Source organism: Pseudomonas mohnii, from assembly GCF_900105115.1.
GTDB classification, from domain to species: Bacteria; Pseudomonadota; Gammaproteobacteria; order Pseudomonadales; family Pseudomonadaceae; genus Aquipseudomonas; species Aquipseudomonas mohnii.
This window is the reverse complement of sequence record NZ_FNRV01000001.1, coordinates 304087-319678: the sequence shown is the minus strand read 5'-3', so window position 1 is coordinate 319678 and position 15592 is coordinate 304087. Positions and strand designations below refer to the sequence as shown.

At 61.6% G+C, this 15592-nt stretch carries 14 protein-coding genes; 6 read left to right on the top strand and 8 right to left on the bottom strand.

Going from position 1 to position 15592, the window contains the following annotated elements:
* Window positions 1-5 precede the first annotated feature (5 nt).
* The gene (gene nudC, locus BLV61_RS01345) at window positions 6-836 is read left to right on the top strand and encodes an NAD(+) diphosphatase (protein ID WP_047529359.1); all 831 of its coding nucleotides are present in this window, start codon (window positions 6-8) and stop codon (window positions 834-836) included.
* On the opposite strand, the gene BLV61_RS01340 is transcribed toward nudC, so the two are convergent.
* Together BLV61_RS01340 and BLV61_RS01335 are read right to left on the bottom strand one after the other, a co-directional pair.
* A complete protein-coding gene (locus tag BLV61_RS01340) occupies window positions 804-1583 on the bottom strand; it encodes a TSUP family transporter (protein ID WP_047529357.1) in 780 nt (259 codons plus the stop codon). The genes nudC and BLV61_RS01340 overlap by 33 nt on opposite strands.
* Window positions 1584-1728: 145 nt before the next feature.
* The gene (locus BLV61_RS01335; RefSeq protein WP_090461989.1) at window positions 1729-2967 is read right to left on the bottom strand and encodes an acyl-CoA dehydrogenase family protein; all 1239 of its coding nucleotides are present in this window, start codon (window positions 2965-2967) and stop codon (window positions 1729-1731) included.
* Between the two features lie 336 nt (window positions 2968-3303).
* On the opposite strand from BLV61_RS01335, the gene sfnG reads away from it, so the two are divergent.
* A complete protein-coding gene (gene sfnG / locus BLV61_RS01330; protein WP_090461986.1) occupies window positions 3304-4398 on the top strand; it encodes a dimethylsulfone monooxygenase SfnG in 1095 nt (364 codons plus the stop codon).
* A gap of 53 nt (window positions 4399-4451) precedes the next feature.
* On the opposite strand, the gene BLV61_RS01325 is transcribed toward sfnG, so the two are convergent.
* Both BLV61_RS01325 and BLV61_RS01320 read right to left on the bottom strand, forming a co-directional pair.
* The gene (locus BLV61_RS01325) at window positions 4452-4928 is read right to left on the bottom strand and encodes a nuclear transport factor 2 family protein (protein WP_090461984.1); all 477 of its coding nucleotides are present in this window, start codon (window positions 4926-4928) and stop codon (window positions 4452-4454) included.
* A 56-nt stretch (window positions 4929-4984) separates the two neighbouring features.
* Window positions 4985-5548, bottom strand: a complete 564-nt coding sequence (locus tag BLV61_RS01320; protein WP_090461982.1) for a TetR/AcrR family transcriptional regulator — start codon at window positions 5546-5548, stop codon at window positions 4985-4987.
* 170 nt (window positions 5549-5718) lie between these two features.
* On the opposite strand from BLV61_RS01320, the gene pssA reads away from it, so the two are divergent.
* Entirely contained in the window at window positions 5719-7062 is a 1344-nt protein-coding gene (pssA, locus tag BLV61_RS01315) for a CDP-diacylglycerol--serine O-phosphatidyltransferase (RefSeq protein ID WP_090461979.1), read from the top strand.
* Between the two features lie 141 nt (window positions 7063-7203).
* Here the strand turns inward: pssA and efeO (BLV61_RS01310) are convergent, their stop codons facing one another.
* From efeO (BLV61_RS01310) to efeU, 4 genes are all read right to left on the bottom strand, one after another.
* Window positions 7204-8028: an iron uptake system protein EfeO gene (gene efeO, locus BLV61_RS01310; RefSeq protein WP_090461977.1), complete on the bottom strand. Its 825-nt coding sequence runs from the start codon at window positions 8026-8028 to the stop codon at window positions 7204-7206.
* A 25-nt stretch (window positions 8029-8053) separates the two neighbouring features.
* Complete coding sequence (efeB, locus tag BLV61_RS01305) at window positions 8054-9349, bottom strand: iron uptake transporter deferrochelatase/peroxidase subunit (protein WP_090461975.1); 1296 nt, start codon at window positions 9347-9349, stop codon at window positions 8054-8056.
* 18 nt (window positions 9350-9367) lie between these two features.
* Window positions 9368-10567 carry an iron uptake system protein EfeO gene (gene efeO, locus BLV61_RS01300; RefSeq protein WP_090461972.1) on the bottom strand — a complete coding sequence of 400 codons (1200 nt, stop codon included), beginning with the start codon at window positions 10565-10567 and terminating at the stop codon, window positions 9368-9370.
* A 269-nt stretch (window positions 10568-10836) separates the two neighbouring features.
* Entirely contained in the window at window positions 10837-11694 is an 858-nt protein-coding gene (gene efeU / locus BLV61_RS01295; RefSeq protein WP_090461969.1) for an iron uptake transporter permease EfeU, read from the bottom strand.
* A gap of 294 nt (window positions 11695-11988) precedes the next feature.
* Here efeU and BLV61_RS01290 point away from each other — a divergent pair, with 294 nt between their 5' ends.
* From BLV61_RS01290 to BLV61_RS01280, 3 genes are all read left to right on the top strand, one after another.
* Window positions 11989-13005 carry an AraC family transcriptional regulator gene (locus BLV61_RS01290; RefSeq protein ID WP_090469667.1) on the top strand — a complete coding sequence of 339 codons (1017 nt, stop codon included), beginning with the start codon at window positions 11989-11991 and terminating at the stop codon, window positions 13003-13005.
* A gap of 144 nt (window positions 13006-13149) precedes the next feature.
* Window positions 13150-14814 (top strand): AMP-binding protein, encoded by a 1665-nt coding sequence (locus BLV61_RS01285; RefSeq protein ID WP_090461968.1) that lies wholly within the window; start codon window positions 13150-13152, stop codon window positions 14812-14814.
* A gap of 16 nt (window positions 14815-14830) precedes the next feature.
* The gene (locus BLV61_RS01280) at window positions 14831-15592 is read left to right on the top strand and encodes an SDR family NAD(P)-dependent oxidoreductase (protein WP_090461966.1); all 762 of its coding nucleotides are present in this window, start codon (window positions 14831-14833) and stop codon (window positions 15590-15592) included.

Genomic DNA, 15592 nt, shown 5'->3' with positions numbered 1-15592 from the left:
GAAAAATGACTTCACGCTGGACCACTGCAGTACTGGACACCGATCAACCCGGCGGCTGGGCCGTGGCGCGCAGCCCTGAAGGCTTTCTGTTCGATGACAATGGCGCGCTGTTCCCCCGTGAGTGGCTCAAGCGCCAGGACCTGGCGATTCTTGCCGAGCATGGCATCGGTCATCTCGATGGCGAGCCGGTGTATCTGCTGGAATTGCGCAGCCACAGCGAAGTCCCGGGCTGTCAGTGGAAAGGCTTGCGGGCGTTCATGCTCGAAGGCGATCACACGGTGTACAAGGTGCTCGCGTACGCCGCGCAGATCGGCACCTGGGCCCGTGAGCACCGCTATTGCGGTAACTGCGGGCAAGCCATGAGCCAGGTGCCGCGCGAGCGGGCGATGTATTGCCAGCCGTGCGACCTGCGCAGCTATCCCCGGATCTCGCCGAGCATGATCGTGCTGGTGACCCGTGGCGACGAAATCCTGCTGGCGCGTTCACCACGGTTTGTCAGCGGCGTCTACAGCACGCTGGCGGGCTTTGCCGAACCGGGTGAGTCAGCCGAGGATTGCCTCATTCGCGAGGTTCGCGAAGAGGTGCGGATCGAGGTCAGGAACATCCAGTACATGGGCAGCCAGTGCTGGCCGTTCCCGCACTCGATGATGCTCGGCTTCCATGCTGAATACGCGGGCGGCGAGATCGTCTGCCAGGAAGACGAGATTGAAGACGCCCAGTGGTTCAACGTGCACGAGCTGCCGCCGTTGCCGGCGTCACGCTCGATTGCCCGTTACCTGATCGACGTCTATGTGGCGCGGCGGTTAGGCCACGCTGAACCAGTGTTGCCAGGCTAGGCGCACGGTCAGGCCCAACACCACGGTGATGAACACCGGACGAATGAACTTCGCGCCGCCACTGATGGCGGTGCGAGCGCCGAAGAAGGCGCCGACCATCAATGACGAGCCCATGCTCAAGCCGATGACCCAGTCCACCTGACCGGAAAAAATGAAGATCGACAGCGCCGCCGCGTTGCTGACGAAGTTCATGCTGCGCGCCACGCCGCTGGCTTTCACCAAGTCGATGGGGTAGAGCAGCAGGCTGCTGACGGTCCAGAACGCCCCGGTGCCGGGACCGGCCACACCATCATAGAAGCCGAGGCTGAAGCCTTGGGTCGATTGCCAGGTTTTCTTGATCGGCGCGTCGCTGTCCAGCGGGGCTTTCGGCGTTCCGCCAAACAACAGATAGACACCGCAGGCAAAGACGATCACCGGAAGCATCTTGTTCAGCCATTCGGCCGGCAGGTAGTGGGCGACCACGGCACCGCTCAGGGCGCCGACCAGCGTGCCGACGATGGCGTGAGTCCACTGCCTGGGATGGAACAGCTTGCGGCGGTAGAAGGTAAAGCTGGCGGTGGCGGAGCCGAAGGTCGAGCTGAGCTTGTTGGTGCCCAGGACCAGGTGCGGTGGCAGGCCTGCGGTCAGCAAGGCCGGGGTGGTCAACAGGCCACCACCGCCGGCAATGGCGTCGATGAAGCCGGCGACAAAGGCGACAAGGGCGAGAATGGCCAGGGTGGTGAGGTCAACGCTGAGTTCGAAAGGCATGGAATCGGCTTATTCGGCGAGGTGCCAAAGGTGGAATGCGGGGAGGGCTCACATCTTACCCACATCCACCTTTGGCGGCGACCCGCCTGGCCTTACCCTGTGGGAGCGAGCTCGCTCCGGGCGGCGTTCCGACGATGGCGGCAGATCATTTAAGCTGCGGCCCATTACCGATCTGCCACACGAACGGTGGCTCGGTTCCGTTGATCGTCCAGTCCCCGACAATCCGTGCCTTGTAGATCAGTGGATTATGCGACGACACGGTCCGCGCATTGCGCCAATGCCGGTCGAGCGATTTGCCCTGGCGAATATCCGAAGCCCCCAACGCATTGAAAAGCTCGGTGGTCGCCCGTTGGATCAGCTCCGTGACCACCACTTGCGCCTTAGCCGATTCGATTTCCGCGGCCACATTCGCCGCCGTTTCCCGTAAGTCGTCACCGGCGAAACGTGCCAGGTAGGCCTCCTGCGCGGGTTGCGCGGCTCTCAAGGCGCTGGCTTCGGCGGCATACACCCACGCGGCAATATTGCCGACCACTTGCTGGACCTGCGGGTCATCGCTGACACGCTGTGCGTTGCCATGGCTGTAGATGCGCTGGCGTTCGCGCACATGACGCGAAACATCACGCAATGCCGCACGGCCGATGCCTGCCAGGGTGGCCAGGAGTACGAGCTGATAGAACGCAGTCTGGTATTTGAAGCGGGTCGCGAAATCGATGATGTTCTCGGCGTCCACCTCGGCATCGACAAAGCGCGATGTTCCGCTGCCCGTGGTGCGTTGGCCGAAGCCGTCCCAGTCGTCGCTCTGCACGATGCCCGGCTGGCGCGTGCGCACGGCGGCAATCACGTCGCCACCGGTGTCGCTGCGCTGGGCGTAGACGTCAATCCAGTCGGAGAACAGGCTGCCGGTGCTGTAGAACTTCTCACCGTTGAGCCGCCATTGATCGCCATGGGGCGTGACTTTGGTCACGACATCGCCAACCTCGACGGCACCGATTTCAGTCCAGGCGCAACCGACGATGTCTCCCTCGACGAAGCGTTTGAACCAGATATCCCGCGACGGGCCGTAGGGGGCGTTGAGGCGATCCTCGACAAAGGCGAAGTGGCCGCGCAGTGCCTGGGGAACGTTGGAGTCGGCTTCGGCCAGTTCGATCAGCAGCTCAAACAACTGCGGCACCGAAGCGCCACCGCCGCCGTATTCAATCGGCACCCGCACTGCGCCGAATCCGGCGTCCTTGAGCCATTGGATGGGCTCATAGGGCAGGGTGCGCGACTGTTCGCGTTCGAGGGCGCCGTCGGCAATGCGCTGGAAAATCGGTCGGTACTTCGCGGCGAGGGTTTGATAGTCGGTGCCGGTGGACAGCGGGTTGATTACCTGGTGTTCGGTCATGGGACAACTCCTTGGCTGGGCAGAAAAAGCATTGCGTCTGCCGGGGACGGTTGCAGGGTCCATGCCGGACCCGTCCTGTGCGGATTTACTGGGCGCCCTTGAGTGGGCGGTGGTTTCAACTGTTGCCGGGCCAACAGTGCATCAGCAAATTGTCCGGGTGAGGCGGTTTTTGTGGCGGGGGAGCCTGCTCCCGCTTGAGTGCGCAGCGCTCGCCGAAATCCGGGGCCGCTGCGCAGCCCGGCGGGAGCAAGCGCCCTCGCCACAGTGCTCACTTCAGGTCTGGCACGCTTGCTGCTCATGCCCCAGGACATACCCTAATGTCCCGAGGAAACGCCAATGAGTCAGCAAGCCGTGAAATTTGCCTACTGGGTGCCGAACGTCAGCGGTGGGCTGGTGGTCAGCAAGATCGAGCAACGTACCCACTGGGGTATCGACTACAACCGCAAGCTGGCACAACTGGCAGAAGAGGCGGGGTTCGAATATGCCCTGACACAGATTCGTTTCACCGCCGGTTACGGCGCCGAGTACCAGCATGAATCAGTCGCCTTCAGCCATGCGCTGCTGGCGGCAACGACCAAGCTCAAAGTCATCGCGGCGATCCTGCCGGGCCCTTGGCAACCGGCGCTGGCGGCCAAGCAACTGGCTACCATCGATCAACTCACCAACGGCCGGGTGGCGATCAATGTCGTCAGCGGTTGGTTCAAGGGCGAGTTCCAAGCCATCGGCGAACACTGGCTGGAACACGATGAGCGCTATCGCCGCTCCGAAGAGTTCATCCGATCACTCAAAGGCATCTGGACCCAGGACAACTTCACCTTTCGCGGCGACTTCTACCGCTTCGATAACTACAGCCTCAAACCCAAACCCCTGGGGCGTCCGGAAATCTTCCAGGGTGGCAGTTCCCGTGCCGCGCGGGACATGGCCGCGCGGGTGTCGGACTGGTATTTCACCAACGGCAACACCCCGGAAGGCATCAAGGCTCAGGTCGATGACATTCGCGCCAAGGCCGCGGCGAACAATCATTCAGTCAAGATCGGGGTGAACGCATTCGTGATCGCCCGCGACACCGAAGAGGAGGCGCGGGAAGTGCTGGCACAGATCATCGATCAGGCCGACCCGGAGGCGGTGAATGCCTTCGGCGACGCGGCGAAGCAAGCCGGCCGGGCATCGCCGGAGGGCGAGGGCAACTGGGCGAAATCGACGTTTGAGGATCTGGTGCAATACAACGATGGTTTCAAGACCAATCTGATCGGCACGCCACAACAGATCGCCGAGCGAATCGTGGCGCTCAAAGCGGTGGGCGTGGATCTGGTACTGGCGGGGTTTCTGCACTTTCAGGAAGAAGTGGAGTATTTCGGCCAGCGGGTATTACCACTGGTAAGGGCGTTGGAGGCCGAAGCGTTGTCCCGGCACACCGCAGCGGTCGCCTGAGCACCTCAACCCCTGGCAGGTACTGGCTTGCCAGCGCCTGCCAGGGGCCAGTGTTACAAGCCCAGGTCGGACAAGCCCGGGTGATCATCCGGGCGGCGGCCCAGCGGCCAGTGGAACTTGCGCTCGCTTTCCTTGATCGGCAGGTCGTTGATGCAGGCGAAGCGCCGGGCCATCAGGCCGTCTTCATTGAACTCCCAGTTTTCGTTGCCGTAGGAACGGAACCAGTTGCCCGAATCGTCGTGCCATTCATAGGCATAACGCACGGCGATGCGGTTGTCAGTGAACGCCCAGAGTTCCTTGATCAGGCGATAGTCCAGTTCCTTGGCCCATTTACGGGTCAGGAAGGCTTTGGCCTCTTCGCGGTTGTGGGCGAACTCGGCGCGGTTTCGCCATTGGGTGTCCAGGGTGTAGGCCAGCGACACACGCTGCGGATCGCGGGAGTTCCAGCCGTCTTCGGCCAGGCGGACTTTTTCGATGGCGGATTCACGGGTAAAGGGCGGCAATGGCGGACGAACTTCAGCGTTAGACATTGGATATCTCCGTATCAAATGAACGTTCAACAACGTGGTCGGTCTTGATCACGCAGTTACAGCACCAATAACTTGCGCGCCACACATTGCGCATGATCGGCGGCACTGTAGTCACCCATGACAAGTGCGACGGTAATGGCCCCGTCAATCAGGATCAGCAACTGCTTGGCCAGCGTCTGCGGATCTTCGGCGCCATATTCGGTACACAGCTCGCACACGTAGTCGAGCAGCTTCTGTTTGTGGTCTTTGGCGACCAGGCGAACCGGGTCTTGCGGATCACCGGTCTCACCGCTGGTATTAATGAACGCACAGCCGCGAAAGCCTTCGGAACAGAACCAGGACTTGAGCACGGTAAACAGATTGAGCAGCCGGTCCGCTGGAGTATCGGCCTGGTCGACCGCACTCCTGTACCAGTGCATCCAGCGCTGATCCCGGCGTTGCAGGGCGGCGACGGTCAGCGCCTCCTTGTTGGCGAAGTAGCGGTAGACGCTCTTTCTGGAGACGCCGGCGGTCTTCACCAGAAGATCCATGCCAGTGGCGGCGATGCCACTTTTGTAGATCAGCTTTTCGGTGACGTCCAGAATGATGTCGCGTGTGTCGTTGCTTGTGATTTCGTTCATGGATCGAACAGTAGAACGATCGTTCTTCATGGTCAATTATTATTTTCGCCAGTGAAGAAATCGTCATCGCTGGCTGGCCTTCGATGACGTCAGGCCAGACAGCCACAAGACCCGAACCGATCCATGGTGTAAGCTCTCAACCTCTTTGGATTCGACCCACTGCGAGCCCTATGCCGTCGCTTTTCAAACGCTCTCTGCTGCCCAAACTGCGCAGTTTTCCGCTGACCGCCGATGCCGTCACCTTCCTCTCTGGCGCTGCCGAATTCCGCCGTTGCCTGCTGGAAAAAATCGCCAGTGCAACCCGGCGTATTTACATCGTTGCGCTGTACCTGCAACAGGATGAGGCCGGTCAGGAAATTCTCGATGCCTTGCACGCCGCCAAACAGGCGCGTCCGGAACTGGACGTGGTGGTTGTCGTCGACTGGTTGCGCGCCCAGCGCGGCCTGATCGGCGCGGGCAAGCAACCGGGCAACTCGGCCTGGTATCAGGAAATGACCCGCACCCACGCCAGTGAAGTACCGGTGTATGGCGTGCCTGTGCAGACCCGCGAACTGTTCGGCGTGCTGCATCTGAAGGGTTTCGTGATCGATGACTGCGTGATCTACAGCGGTGCGAGCCTGAACAACGTCTACCTGCACAAATTCGACAAGTACCGCTACGACCGTTATCACCTGTTGCAGAACCGTGACCTGGCCGATTCGATGCAGCATCTGGTTCAACACGGCCTGGTGGCTTCCAAGGCCGTGCATCGCCTGGATCTGCCGAACCTGCCGACCACCCGCAGCCTACGCAATGACATCGGCGACCTGCGCAGCCGACTCAAGCATGCGGTGTACGACACGACACAGGGCACCACGGACAAGAGCGGCCTGTCGGTCAGCCCCTTGCTCGGCGTCGGCAAGAACAACCCGTTGAACCGGGTGATTTGTGAACTGATCGCCAGCGCCCAGCAGCAGCTGACCATCTGCACACCGTATTTCAATCTGCCATTGGCGGTGATTCGGGAGGTCAACCGGGCATTGGCGCGTGGGGTGAAGATCGACATTGTGGTCGGCGACAAGACCGCCAACGACTTCTATATTCCGCCGAGCGAGCCGTTCAAAGTGATTTCGGCGCTGCCGTACCTTTACGAAATCAGCCTGCGCCGGTTCGCCAAGCGCCATCAACGCAACATCGACAGTGGCCAGTTGAACCTGCACCTGTGGCTGGACGGCGATAACACCTATCACCTCAAGGGCATGTGGATCGATCAGCGCTACACCTTGCTGACCGGCAACAACCTCAACCCTCGGGCGTTTCGTCTCGATCTGGAAAACGGCTTGCTGATCGATGATCCGAAAGGCGAGTTGCAGGCACCGCGGCGCACGGAACTGGCGCAGATTTTCCAGCACACCCGGCGTATCGAGCGCTTCCAGGACCTGCAAACCTTGCCGGATTACCCGACCGGAGTGGCGAAGTTTCTCAAGCGTGTGAGCCGGGTGCGTATTGAGCGCTTACTCTACCGTATCCTGTAAAAACGCTAGCGCGGCGGCTGACGCCATCGCGGGCAAGCCCGCTCCCACAGGGTTGAATGTCGATCACGTGATTGGGGTTCGACTCAAAACTCCGTGGGAGCGAGCTTGCTCGCGATGAGGCGCTTCCAGTCGCTACGACACTCAGTTCAGACCCAGTTTTCCACGCAAGGTCGATAGATCCTCTGCCAGGGTATTCACCGGCCCGACCAGCGCCTTGCGGTCGTTTTCCTTCACCTTGTCGTAAGTCTCGAAACCGCCGTCCGTGGTTTTGTACTTGGCCAGAATCCTGTTCACCGTGGCAAAGTTCTTGTCGACTTTGGCGATGAATGCCGCATCCTGTTTTTCGATTTGCGGGCGGAACAGGTCGACGATTTTCTTCGCGCCGTCGATGTTGCCCTGGAAGTCATAGAGGTCGGTGTGGCTGTAGCGATCTTCTTCGCCGGAGATCTTGGTGGCGGCCACTTCTTCCAGCAGCGCAGCGGCACCCCCGACGACTTTTTCTGGCGGGAACGTCAGGCCGGCGACACGGGTTTGCAGGTCTTCGACGTCTTTGTTCAGACCGTCCGCCAGTTCGCCCAGGCCCTGGGTGCTGTTTTCCGAAAACAGCGCGAATTCGATGCGGTGGAACCCGGTGAAGTCTTCAGCTTTCACGCCTTTTTCGTGGTCATCGACGCGGGAGTCGATGGACGCGTCGAGGTCACTGAACAGTTCGGCAATCGGTTCGATCGATTCGTAGTAAACCCGGGTCGGCGCATAGAGTTTTTTCGCGGTGGCCAGATCACCTTTTTTCACCTCCTCGGTGAACTGCCGGGTGTGGCTGGCCAGTTCATCCAGTTGTTCGGTGACGTAGATCTTGTAGTCCGAAATCTGCTGCACCAACGCCAGTGGCGCAGTCGCCGCGGAAGCCGCAAGCGGGGTGGTCAGCAAGCCTAGGGTCAGGAGTAACGCGAGTGGCGACTGTTTCATGGGACGGTTCCGTGTTGGGGGATGGTTACGCGGTTGTTGGATGTGTGGCGGCAAGCAGTGAGCGACCGATGAAATCCTGGTCGCCGGTGACACCGGGCAGGGTGAAGAAGTAGCCGCCACCGACCGGCTTCAGGTACTCCTCCAGCGGCTCGCCGTTGAGTCGGGTTTGCACGGTGATAAAGCCTTTCTCCAGGTCGGCCTGATAGCAGATGAACAGCAAGCCCATGTCCAACTGGCCGTTCTTGTTCACGCCATTGGAGTAGTTGAACGGCCGACGCAGGATCAGGTTGGCCTGGGTCGCGGCGGTGCGCGGGTTGGCCAGGCGGATATGCGAGTCGAGTCTGGTCAACTTGCCGTGCGGGTCCTTGCTGTAGTCCGGCACCTGCGACTCATGGGTACCGCCCATGGGCGCGCCGCTGCTCTTGACCCGGCCGAGAATGCTTTCCTGCTCCTGCAACGGTGTGCGGTCCCAGCGCTCGACGAAGTTGCGGATGATCCGCACCGCCTGATAGCTGCCGTTGGCGGCCCAGGCCGGCTCGTCGCTGCCGGGTTGAACCCAGACGATGCTGTCCATGGTGTTGGCATTGTTGGAATCGGGGTTGGCCGAGCCGTCACGAAAGCCCAGGAAGTTGCGCGCGCTTTGCGCCGGCACGCCGGGTTTTGCGGGGGCCTGGGGCGGCACGCTGCCTTCCTGTTTCCAACGCACCAGCAGCAGGTCCGGAAGGTTTTTGACGATGTCGCGCAAGGCGTGGATGTTGGTGTCGGTGGTGTTGGAGCAGAACTGCAGGCTCAGGTCGCCATGGCAGCAGTCGGCCTCCAAGGCATCGTTGGGAAAACCGACCATGCGGATCAGGCGCTTGGGTTTGGCGTGGGCCAGACCAAAGCGTTCATCGAACAATGAGGCACCGACCGACACGGTGATGGTCAGGTTATCCGGGGTCACAATCGGGCCGAGAATGCCTGAATCTACCAGCGGCAACTTCGGATCGACCTGGGTGACCGGACCGCCTTTCATCAAAAACGCGATGCGATCATTGAGGGTGCGAAACAGTCGCTCCAGGTCTTCGCGATCGCTGGCCAGCACATCGAACGACACCAGCATGCCGGACGCCGGGCGCGGAGTGACGATGCCCGTCTGGTGCTTGCCGTGGAATTCGTGGTGGTCTTGCGTGTGGTCGCTGCTCGGCGCCTCGGTGACCTGTGCCGGACTGGCGGCCATGGCCGGGCAGCTCAGCGCGGAGCCGGCCAGGGCGACACCGGCTGCGCCCATGCCCATCAATACCCGGCGCCGCTGGAGGTTGAATTGCTTTGAGTCGTTCATTGATCAGTCGTCTTCTGCTTACAGGCCAGAAAGGCCAAGGGCGGGGTCGATTCCATCGAGTGCCGCGGCCAGTGCCTTGGCCTTGTCGGCGATCTTTTGGCGTTGCGCTGTGCCGACACTGTCGTAACTGGCGTAGCCGTCCTTGACCTTCAATCCGTTGAGTTCGGTGTCGAATGCGCTGAGCGCACTGTCGATCTGCGGCAGCAGGTCGGCGGCGGATTTGGCCAGCAACGGACGCAACAGGTCGACGACCTTGCGTGCGGCGTCGAGATTGGCGGCGAAGCCATTCAGGTCGGTGTGGCTGTAACGTTCTTCTTCACCGCTGCGGGCGCGCACCTCGGCGATGCCGTTGAGGCTGCGCACGACAAGGCTCACCAGTTGCTCCGGTGGCAGGGACTGGGCCAGCAGCTGTTGCTTGAGGGTGCTCACGTCCGCCGACAGACGCTGGGCAACCGGTGCCAGACCCTCGAGGTCGCGTTGCTGGAACAGCGCGTATTCGAGGCGATGGAAACCGACAAACCCGGGGTCTTGCTCGCGGTGTTCGAAGTAATCGGCACGGGCGTTGATCCCGTTGTCCAGCTCGGCCAGGCGCTGGGCGGCCGGGGCCAAGCGTTGATAAGCGGCTCGGGCCGGCACGTACAAGGCTTGGGCCTGGCTGAGATCACCGGCGGCGATGGCTTGCTCAAGGGCGGTGACGGCTTTGATCAGCGCCGTGCCCTGGCTGCTCAGGTACACACGGAACTCCGACAGCGGCCCGATGAACGCCACCATCGACGGCCTGGCCTTGGCCGCCGCTTCCGACGCCGCCGTCGGCGTGACGTGCAAGGTGCCGCGCGGGTTGCTCAGCAGACCGCAGGTGATGGCGTAGTCGCCGGGCAACAGGTTGGCGTTGATCACCTGGCTCAGGCCGGGTGCGATGTTCTCCCGCTCTTCGACCACCAGCACGCCATCGAGGATTTCCCATTCGACGGCGCGATCGGATCGATTGACGATGCGGAAGCTGGCATGGCCGGCCGGAACCGTCAGGGCATTCGGCTCGCAGCTGTGCGGGTCGATGGTCACCAGCACTTCGTCGTGGTTGGCCTGGCGCTTGTCGGCGGCCATTTTCGAGGCGTAATAGAACAGGCCGCCGGCAGCGATCATCACGATCACCGAGCCGGCCACCGCCCAGCGCAAGGCGCGGGGAGGGGAAGCCTGGGTGGGGGCTTGATTTGGCATGGTTGCCCTTACTGGCTGGAAATGGAGGAAGACTGTCTGGCTGGATGTTCGAACGACCCCTGTGGAAGCGAGCCTGCTCGCGAAATACGTGCGGGCGCCGCAGGACATCCGGTTTTACCCGTTATCGTTCACGCCCATCGCGAGCAGGCTCGCTCCTACAGGAGGGTGACAGCGTTCTACCGCCGTCATTTGAAACACCACCGTCCCTTGTAGGAGCGAGCCTGCTCGCGAAAAATCTGCGGGCGCCGCAGGACATCCGGTTTTACGCGTTATCGTTCACGACCCTCGCGAGCAGGCTCGCGCCTGGGGGTGTGCGCAACAGGCGCGGGGGCTGGCGTAAAGAACATCACCAGCGCCACGATCAGATAAATCAGATAGGCACCCAGGGTGCTGACGGTCGGGGCATCCTGGTAACCGAACATGCCGGCCAGCACCGACCCCAGCGGACCGTCCATTGGCAGTGTCGTGCTGATGTCGAAAAGCACGGTTTGCAGGTGATTCCACACCCCGGCCTCGTGCAGCGCCTGCACCGAGTTGGCGAGAATGCCGGCAGCCACCACGAGGATGAACAGACCGGTCCAGCGGAAAAACGCGCCGAGGTTCAGGCGCATGCTGCCGGTGTAGATCAGCCAACCAACGATGATCGCCAGGACCAGCCCGAGCAGGGCTCCGATCGGGGCCGTAGGACCTTCGCTTTGCTGGAACACCGCGAGCAGGAAGAACACCGTTTCCAGGCCTTCACGCGCCACGGCGAAAAACACCATGGCGATCAGCGCGGTGACCTGATGCCTGGACCCGGTCAGCGCGTGATCGAGGGAGGCGTGCAACGAGTGCCTGATCGAACGCGCCACTTTGCGCATCCAGAACACCATCGAACTGAGAATGCCGACCGCCACCAGGCCGACCACGCCTTCAAACAGTTCCTGCTGTTTTTGCGGAAACTCGGCGCTCACCAGTTCCAGGCCACCGCCCACCAGCAGGGCGAGGGCGGCGGCGAGGAACACGCCGATCCACACGGCAGGCATCCACTGGCCACGACCGGTCTGTTTGAGGTAGCTGGCGATGATGCCAACGATCAGCGCGGCTTCGATGCCTTCGCGCAGCATGATCAGAAAAGGAACGAGCATTCAGCACCGTGTGAGAATTAGATAGGGTGCTAATTTGTAACATAATGAAACTCATTACCAAATGGCATTGATTGCCAATTACCTGAACATATGCTGAACAACCCGCAAAATCACTCCGCTCCCCCTGTAGGAGCGAGCCCGCTCGCGATGGAGGTCAACGATGACGTGGGCTGCCTGGATGAACGCGGTGCCCTGCCTTCCATCGCGAGCAAGGTCGCTCCTACAGGGGGCGCGGCGTTGGCGGCTGAGCTAATATGCCCACCACTCAAACAAGAACAGGGTTTGCCTCGCTCCATGGCGGAAAAAGACACCATCTCCATTCAACTGGTGCGAGAAGCGCTGTTGCAAAGTTGCGCCCCGGGCGTTGCCACCGAAGAGGTGTTGATCAAGGTCGGTATCGATCCGCTCCTGCTGCACACCAGTGATGCGCGCGTACCGGCCACCGCTTACGCCCGGTTGTGGCGTCTGTTGGCGCGGCGCGGCGATGACGAGTTTTTCGGCATGGACCCGCGCAAGCTCAAATCCGGCAGCCTGGAGTTTCTTTGTCGTTGCGCCATGGTCCAGCCGAGTCTGGCGGCGGGCCTCACCAGTGGCCTGGGCTTCCTGTCACTGATGCTCGAACACCTGCCCGCGGAGTTGGTCCGCCAACAGAGCCTGGCGGAAATCGTGCTGCTGGAAGATGAACAGGCGCCGCGCCGGGCCTTCACCTATTTCACCTACTGGATGATCGTGCATGGCGTGGCCTGCTGGCTGGCGGGGCGGCGGATTCCGATCCTGGCCATCGAGTTGCGCTGCTCGCAACCGGACTTCTGCGACGACTACCAGGTGATGTTTTCCGAAAACCTGCGATTCGACCGCCCACGCACGCGGATGATTTTCTCGGCCGATTGCCTGGATGCGCCGATCAAGCGCAGCGCGGAAGAGCTCAAGCGTTTCCTGGCCCATGCGCCGGCGAACATTCTGGTCAAGTACCGCGACCCGCAGAGCCTGGCCAGCCGCATCAAGCACGATCTGCGGCAACTGCCCGCCGAACGCTGGCCGGAAACCGAAGCCCTGGCGCAACGCCTGTGCATGTCGGCCTCGACCCTGCGTCGGCGGTTGGCCGAGGAAGGGCAAACCTATCAAGGGCTCAAGGACAGCGTGCGCAAGGAACTGGCCATCGTCTGGCTGGCGGAACCGGCCATCAGCTTCGCGGAAATCGCCACGCGCCTGGGGTTTGCCGATGCGAGTTCGTTCTACAAGGCGTTTCGCAAGTGGTCGGGGTCCAATCCGGGGCATTACCGCAGTTTGATTCTCAACGAAGCTTCCTGACAGAGGCGCCACCTACCGGATCTTGGCCAAACCAGTCACGCAACTTGATAACTTTGACCATTGTCCCGATCCCCCCGCAGAGCGAGTATTTCCCCGTTAGTTACGGTTCCCCCAACCTAATAAAAATACAGAGGGATTCTGGCAATGCGCGATTACTTGTCTGCTACTTCACAGTTCAATTATCAGCACACCGTCGACGCCGTACTCGCTGGCGATCTGACTGCCCTCAACGCCTGCATTGAGTGCTGCGACCGGCATGCCTTGCCGGGTCGGATCGCGCTGTTCTGGGAAGGCCGCGACGGCACCAGCGCGACCTACACCTTCAGCGACTTGCAGGACAAGGCCGCGCGTTTCGCCAACTTCCTGTTGGCCCAGGGCGTGCAGAAGGGCGACAAGGTCGCCGGCCTGTTGCCACGTAACATCGAACTGCTGATTACCGTGTTCGCCACCTGGCGCATTGGCGCGGTCTATCAGCCGCTGTTCACGGCCTTCGGGCCGAAAGCCATCGAACATCGATTGGGCAGCTCCGGCGCCAAAGTGGTGGTCACCGATGCGGTCAACCGCTCGAAACTCGCGGAAGTCGCCGACTGCCCGACCATCGTCACCGTCGGCGGCCCCAAGGGGCAGGGCATTGTCCAGGGCGATTACAGCTTCTGGGCCGAACTGGCCAACTTCTCCAATGTCTGCGAACCGGTGCTGCTGACCGGTGAAGACCCCTTTCTGCTGATGTTCACCTCGGGCACCACCGGCCCGTCGAAAGCGCTGTCGGTGCCACTCAAGGCCATCGTCGCATTCCAGAGTTACACCCGGGATGCCGTGGATTTGCGCCCCGAAGACGCGTTCTGGAACGTCGCCGACCCGGGTTGGGCCTACGGCATCTACTTTGGTGTCACCGGGCCGATGTCGATGGGTCATCCGATCACCTTCTACGATGGCCCGTTCACCCTGGAAAGCACCTGCCGGGTGATCAACAAGTACGGGATCACCAACCTCACCGGATCGCCGACGGCTTATCGCTTGCTGATCGCCGGGGGCGACGAGTTCGCCAAGTCGATCAAAGGCAAGCTGCGTATCGTCAGCAGCGCCGGCGAGCCGCTGAACCCGGAAGTGATCCGTTGGTTCGCCGATAACCTTGGCGTGGTCATTCACGACCATTACGGCCAGACCGAACTGGGCATGGTGTTGTGCAATCACCATGGCCTGGAGCACCCGATTCATATGGGGGCCGCCGGTTACGCTTCGCCGGGCCACCGTATTGTGGTGCTGGATGAACAGTACAAGGAACTGGGCGTCGGCCAGCCGGGCATCCTGGCCATCGACCGTAGCCAATCGCCGATGTGCTGGTTCGCCGGTTACGAAGGCGCGCCGACCAAGGCTTTCGTCGGCGACTATTACTTGAGCGGTGACACCGTCGAGTGGAACCCGGACGGCAGTATCAGCTTTGTGGGGCGCAGTGACGATGTGATCACCACCTCCGGCTACCGTGTCGGCCCGTTCGACGTGGAAAGTGCGTTGATCGAACACCCGGCGGTGATCGAAGCGGCGGTCGTCGGTAAACCCGATCCGGAACGCACCGAGCTGGTCAAGGCCTTCGTCGTGATCGCAGAGCAATACCGCGCCACGCCGGAGCTGGCCGAAGAGCTGCGCCAACATGTGCGCAAGCGCCTGGCCGCGCACTCATACCCCCGTGAAATCGAGTTTGTCAGCGAGTTGCCGAAAACCCCAAGCGGCAAATTGCAGCGCTTTATCTTGCGCAACCAGGAAATCGCGAAGGCTCAAGAGGCTGCCGCGAAGAACGTTTCAGCTTGAATCCAAGGAAACAATGATGCAGATCGAAAACAAGGTTTTTCTCGTCACCGGCGGCGCCTCCGGCCTGGGTGCGGCCACCGCTGAAATGCTGGTTGCGGCCGGCGCCAAGGTGATGCTGGTGGACATGAACGCCGAAGCCGTCGCCGCCCAGGCCCAACGCCTCGGCGCGCAAAGCGTGGTGGCGGACATCAGCAACGAAGCCGCGGCTGAAGCGGCGGTGCAGGCGACGGTCAAGGCCTTTGGCGGCCTCAATGGCCTGGTCAACTGCGCCGGCATCGTGCGTGGCGAGAAGATCCTCGGCAAGAACGGTCCGCACGCGCTGTCCAGCTTCAGCCAGGTGATCAACGTCAACCTGATCGGCAGCTTCAACATGCTGCGCCTGGCCTCGGCGGCGATTGCCGAAACCGAGGCGGACGCCGATGGCGAGCGCGGCGTGATCATCAATACTGCATCCGCCGCCGCTTATGATGGCCAGATCGGCCAGGCGGCCTATGCCGCGTCCAAAGGTGCCATCGTCAGCCTGACCTTGCCCGCCGCCCGTGAGCTGGCGCGTTTCGGCATCCGTGTGATGACCATCGCCCCGGGCATTTTCGAAACCCCGATGATGGCGGGCATGACCCAGGAAGTGCGCGATTCCCTGGCCGCCGGCGTGCCGTTCCCGCCGCGTCTGGGCAAACCGGCCGAGTACGCTGAGCTGGTCAGGCATATCATTGAAAACAGCATGCTCAATGGTGAGGTGATCCGTCTCGACGGTGCCTTGCGCATGGCCGCCAAATAA